The following is a 1389-nucleotide window of genomic DNA, read 5'->3' as shown; positions in this document are numbered from 1 at the left end:
TGAGCAACTTTTTGTTGCTCAGGCACTTAAAAAGTTTAATTTATAATAGTGTTGCGGAATTAAGGTTAATATCATTAAATGGGAAAAAGATTTTTGACATTAGTCCTCCTATTATCTTTATTTACTACTATATGGGCTTATTCTATTAGTGGGAAGATAGTATTATCACCGGGTAAAGAAACTTTGACAGTAAAAGCCTTTTATAGGGATGCGAATGAAAAATTGCATTGGATTAATGACACTACTACCATCGTAGGTGATACGTTTTCAATAGTCGGAAAGACGTTCCCTTACGAATTTATTAAAGCTTCTTTCTATGTAGGTAAAGAACTTGCAGGCCGTTTCCTACTTAGTAACAAGCATAATGATCTTAGTATTATAATGGATAGAGGAAAGATATATCTTAGGACGCTATCATATAATACCGAAAATCAGTTATTTCAGCAAGTTGATAGTATTTATAATTTATATATAGATAATTATGGTATTAACATCCAAGATCTTAATTCTGGAGAAATAATAGGAAAACAAATAGAGGATAAAAATATTCAACAAGAAATATACCGATATAAAATAAAACAGCTTCAACAAAATCCCGATAATTATTATAGCCTGATGATGCTATATGATTTGGCACATAGCATGCTGGTCAATAATAATGATAGTGTGCTATTTTATTTCAATAATTTGTCGCTAAATTTACAAAACACCTCACTCGGTAAATTACTTTATACAACAACATTAGAAAGACAGAAAATGTCTGTTCAATCATCCTCAGGAAAACAAATTCCTTATTTTGAGGTTAGAGATGTCAATAACAATCTGTTTCAGAGTTCCTTACTACAAAATCACGTCTCCTTAATTATATTTTCAGCAGTTTGGTGCCGTCCGTGTCAAAAAATAATTCCTGCATTAAAAGAAATATACAACAAGTATAAAAAAAATGGTTTGAAAATTGTTTATTTCAATCTTGACAATAACACTAAAGCATGGAAAAGACACATCCGAAAGCATGAGATGACATGGATAAATGTATCTGAATTATATCCTGCAATAGGATTTGGTAATAAAGGAATTGCAAAGAAGTTTTATATCAATAGTATTCCTACTATCTTTTTAATCAATAAAGAAGGCATTATTGTTAGAAGATTTGATAATTGTATAAATGAAATGGAAATCCTCGAAAAAGAAGTAAAAGAAATATTAAAACCTCAAATCCGCAACTAAAACATTTGGATATTAACATAGAAAGCTCTGAGGATAGTATCAGAGCTACAAGTGCGAAGTGTCGGATGAAGCGAGAGGTGGTTCATCAAACGAGTAGTGACATCCTTGGGTACATGAACCGCCACAGAAGTAGATACTCATGAGAGAACGGATGATTTCGCT

The 1389-nt window shown here is 31.4% G+C and carries 1 protein-coding gene and 1 pseudogene; one reads left to right on the top strand and one right to left on the bottom strand.

The annotated features are described in order from the left end of the window. Nucleotides 1-78: 78 nt before the first annotated feature. Nucleotides 79-1227, top strand: a complete 1149-nt coding sequence (locus HMPREF9304_RS07030) for a TlpA family protein disulfide reductase (protein ID WP_036927761.1) — start codon at nt 79-81, stop codon at nt 1225-1227. Nucleotides 1228-1250: 23 nt separating this feature from the next. On the opposite strand, the pseudogene HMPREF9304_RS14410 reads toward HMPREF9304_RS07030, so the two are convergent. After that, nucleotides 1251-1389 (bottom strand): annotated as a pseudogene (locus HMPREF9304_RS14410) (IS1380 family transposase); the annotation flags it as partial.

This window comes from Hoylesella timonensis S9-PR14 (genome assembly GCF_000762405.1).
In the GTDB taxonomy this organism is placed as follows: Bacteria; Bacteroidota; Bacteroidia; order Bacteroidales; family Bacteroidaceae; genus Prevotella; species Prevotella timonensis_A.
This window is presented reverse-complemented; position numbering and strand designations above follow the sequence as displayed.

Coding starts and splice junctions, on each gene's coding strand:
- HMPREF9304_RS07030 (WP_036927761.1), top strand. CDS start 79: ATGGGAAAAAGATTTTTGACATTAGTCCTCCTATTATCTTTATTTACT.